3 protein-coding genes are annotated in these 3,585 nt (G+C 56.5%); 2 read left to right on the top strand and 1 reads right to left on the bottom strand.

What is annotated here, in order from left to right; all coding sequences use genetic code 11:
* Positions 1 to 263: 263 nt before the first annotated feature.
* A complete protein-coding gene (locus tag ASB66_RS25945; RefSeq protein WP_060717792.1) occupies positions 264 to 731 on the bottom strand; it encodes an Lrp/AsnC family transcriptional regulator in 468 nt (155 codons plus the stop codon).
* A gap of 126 nt (positions 732 to 857) precedes the next feature.
* On the opposite strand from ASB66_RS25945, the gene ASB66_RS25950 reads away from it, so the two are divergent.
* On the top strand, positions 858 to 2,087 hold the full coding sequence (locus tag ASB66_RS25950; protein WP_060717793.1) for an argininosuccinate synthase: 1,230 nt from the start codon (positions 858 to 860) through the stop codon (positions 2,085 to 2,087).
* Positions 2,088 to 2,334: 247 nt separating this feature from the next.
* Complete coding sequence (locus ASB66_RS25955; protein WP_060717794.1) at positions 2,335 to 3,483, top strand: IS4 family transposase; 1,149 nt, start codon at positions 2,335 to 2,337, stop codon at positions 3,481 to 3,483.
* Positions 3,484 to 3,585 lie beyond the last annotated feature (102 nt).

A 3,585-nucleotide genomic window follows, 5' to 3' on the forward strand; every position in this document is an offset into this window, starting at 1 on the left:
AGTCACACTGGGGAGTGCTGCGGAGGGTGGGTTGAAGGTGGTGGTGCGGTTGCCGAAAGCGGGGTGAGGGGCGGTTCAGCCAAAGCGGAAAAATACCGCCAGCAAGTGTGCCACGGACAGCATGGTGTCATCCTCCAGCTGACAGGAGGCTGCCTGTCACCCGCACAGCAGCGCATCGACAAAGGTAGAGGAAATCAGCAATACGGCTGCTGTACCGGCTTCAGAAAACCAGCCGCGATCATTCGCCATGCGTTCGACCCTTCTCATCCCAATGGCAATTCGTAGCTCTGCTTCAGTGTTTCCATCGGCACGTCAGTTTTCACGCTGAGAACACTTGGTATTCGGGTGAGGTGGTCGGCCTGGAAGCGCCAATAGCTATGCAGATCGGCGGTGGCGATGCGTAGAATGGCGTCGCATTCGCCTGTCGTCAGATAGCATTCGATAACTTCCGGAAATTTCCTGATCGCCTCGGCAAATTGCAGGGTGAGCTGCGCGTCCTGTGTCTTGAACCATACCCGCGCAAACACAGTCAGACCGGCACCAACCTTTGCCGGGTTCAGAACCGCGACATAGCGGTCGATAATGCCTGCCTCTTCCAGCAGTCGCACGCGCCGCAGGCAAGGAGAAGGAGACAGCCCGACCTGCTGGGCCAGATCGACATTGGAAATACGTCCGTTTTTTTGAAGTGCCCGCAAAATGCGGCGATCTATATCGTCCAAAGTGTGAGACATTTTCTATCTTTCAGTCGGATAATATTGAAATTATATGCTAATATTTTGAATCGTGATAGCCTTTCCGCAACCTCATTGCGCGGGGATTAGCCTATTCTTTCAGTTATCAATCTGGAGACTGGAACGATGGCAAGGGAAATCAAAAAACTAGTGCTGGCTTATTCCGGCGGCCTCGATACGTCGGTGGTCCTGAAATGGTTGCAGGTGACCTATGGCTGCGAGATCATCACCTTTACCGCTGATCTTGGGCAGGGCGAAGAGCTTGAACCGGCGCGTCAGAATGCGCAAAGGCTGGGCATTGAGGATATTCGCATTGTTGATCTTCGAGAAGAATTCGTTCGCGATTTCGTCTTCCCAATGATGCGGGCCAATGCGCTCTATGAAGGTCAGTATCTTCTGGGCAGTTCGATTGCCCGGCCCTTGATCGCCAAACATCTTATCAGCATTGCTCAGGACGTCGGGGCCGATGCCATTGCCCATGGCGCGACCGGCAAGGGTAATGATCAGGTCCGGTTCGAACTGGCCGCCAATGCGCTTGATCCGTCGATCAGTGTCATCGCTCCTTGGCGCATTTGGAACATCCAGTCACGCACGCAGTTGATCGAATACGCGCAGGCGCATAAGATTACGATCCCTCATGACAAGCTCGGAGAGGCGCCTTTCTCCACCGATGCGAACCTGTTGCATACCTCCACTGAAGGCAAGGCTTTGGAAGATCCGTCCGTCATTGCTCCCGCTCATGTCTATCAGCGGACGGTTGATCCTATTCATGCTCCCGATGTGCCTGACATCATCACAATCGGCTTTGAAAAGGGTGATGCCATCTCTCTAAACGGCGAGAATTTATCTCCAGCCGCCTTACTGACGAAGTTGAATCATTTGGGTGGGCGGCATGGAATTGGCAGGCTGGATCTTGTTGAAAATCGCTTCATCGGCATGAAATCCCGTGGGATCTACGAGACGCCTGGCGGTACGATCTTGCTTGCTGCGCATCGCGGCATCGAGTCCATCACGCTTGACCGGGCAGCGGCACATTTGAAGGATGAGATCATGCCCCGGTATGCCGAACTGGTTTACAATGGCTTCTGGTTTGCGCCGGAACGGGAGATGTTGCAGGCCTTGATCGACCGAAGCCAGGATTATGTTGCCGGGGAGGTGACAGTGAGCCTCTACAAAGGACAGGCGCGCGTTATCGCCCGGAACTCTCCGAGTTCGCTCTATTCAATGGATTTGGTGACGTTCGAAGAAGGATCGAGCGGCTACGATCACCACGATGCCGAAGGCTTTATCCGGTTGAACGGACTACGCTTGAAAAGCTGGGGCGCTCGAAACAGAAGCGTTATGCGGTCGACTTGAGATTTGCGCCAATCGCAGGTGTATCCTGAGGTGAAAGACTGTGTCCTCTTCCGTCACCCTTGGGCTTGTCCCAAGGGTCTGCTGCCGCCAGCCATGGTTGACTCTATAGGATATCCCACTGTGGTTAGATGCCCGGCACAGGGCCACTACTGTCCGGTTTAAATTTTGTGGACATGGCGCACGGTGTTGATTCTACTCGTATTCGAGCGTTTGGCGACGATCTCGGACACGAAAGAGGAGCAGCACCGTGCGGCACGAGAATAGCGTTTTCCATGATCTTTTGAAGCGTATTCCCTGGGCGTCGTTCGAGCGGCTTGTGGATGAACATGGTGCTGACAAGCATATCCGCCGGCTATCGACCAAAAGCCAGTTCGTCGCCCTGCTCTATGGGCAACTGGCGGGAGCGGTGAGCCTGCGTGAGATCGTCGGTGGCCTGGAAAGCCATTCGGCGCGGCTCTATCATGTCGGTGCCAAGCCCGTGTCACGCTCGACGCTCGCCGATGCCAATCGTTTGCGTGCGAGTGCTGTCTTTGCCGGACTGTTTGCGCAGATGGCGGCCATGGCGGGGCGCGGCTTGCGTCGGGCAGTTGGCGAGGCGACTTATCTGATTGATGCAACAGGGGTCAGGCTCAGCGGTGCTGGATCGCAGTGGGCGCGGTTCTCCGACCATGCCTGTGGAGCCAAGGTTCACATTGTCTATGATGCGGACGCCGAGCAGCCCATCTATGCGGCCGTCACACCTGCCAATATCAATGACATCACCGCCGCCAAGGCCATGCCGATCGAGCCGGGTGCAACTTATGTCTTCGATCTCGGCTACTATGATTTCGGCTGGTGGGCCAAGATGGACAAGGCCGGATGCCGGATTGTGACCCGGTTCAAATCCCATACGCCGCTTTCCGTGACGCGCGAGCAGACGGTTGCAGAAGACGGCCCTGTTCTGTCCGACCGCATCGGCCTTCTGCCTGCACGCCAGGCCGCCAACCGCAAGAACCCGTTCAGCGATCCGATTCGCGAGATTACCGTCAGGACCGAGACAGGAAAGGTGCTGCGCATCCTGTCCAATGATCTCGACGCACCGGCGCAGGAGATCGCCGACCTCTACAAGCGCCGCTGGGCGATCGAACTGTTCTTTCGCTGGGTCAAGCAGACGCTGAAGATCCGCCATTTCCTTGGCACGTCAGAGAACGCCGTTCGCATCCAGATCGCGGTTGCCCTCATCGCCTACCTGCTCCTGCGATTGGCGCAGGCCGATCAGAAGACCGTGCCAAGCCCGCTCGCCTTCGCACGACTGTTCCGCGTCAACCTCATGCATCGCAGACGCACAGACCGCCTTCTGACCAAGCCGCCCAACAAACCCAAAAGCCCAAACCAGTTGGCGTTCCAGTGGGCGTGAATTTAAACCGGACAGCAGTGGCACAGGGCCGAGCATGACGAAGAGGCGCTACACACCTTCCCCCGGCGTGGTGACGGTGACAGTGGAGACGCTTGCCGACAC

The organism is Gillisella vitis (assembly GCF_001541345.2).
Lineage (GTDB): Bacteria > Pseudomonadota > Alphaproteobacteria > Rhizobiales > Rhizobiaceae > Allorhizobium > Allorhizobium vitis.

Bases quoted from the DNA above. Each gene is read 5' to 3' on its own strand.
- ASB66_RS25945 (WP_060717792.1), bottom strand. From the start codon at position 731: ATGTCTCACACTTTGGACGATATAGATCGCCGCATTTTGCGGGCACTT.
- ASB66_RS25950 (WP_060717793.1), top strand. From the start codon at position 858: ATGGCAAGGGAAATCAAAAAACTAGTGCTGGCTTATTCCGGCGGCCTC.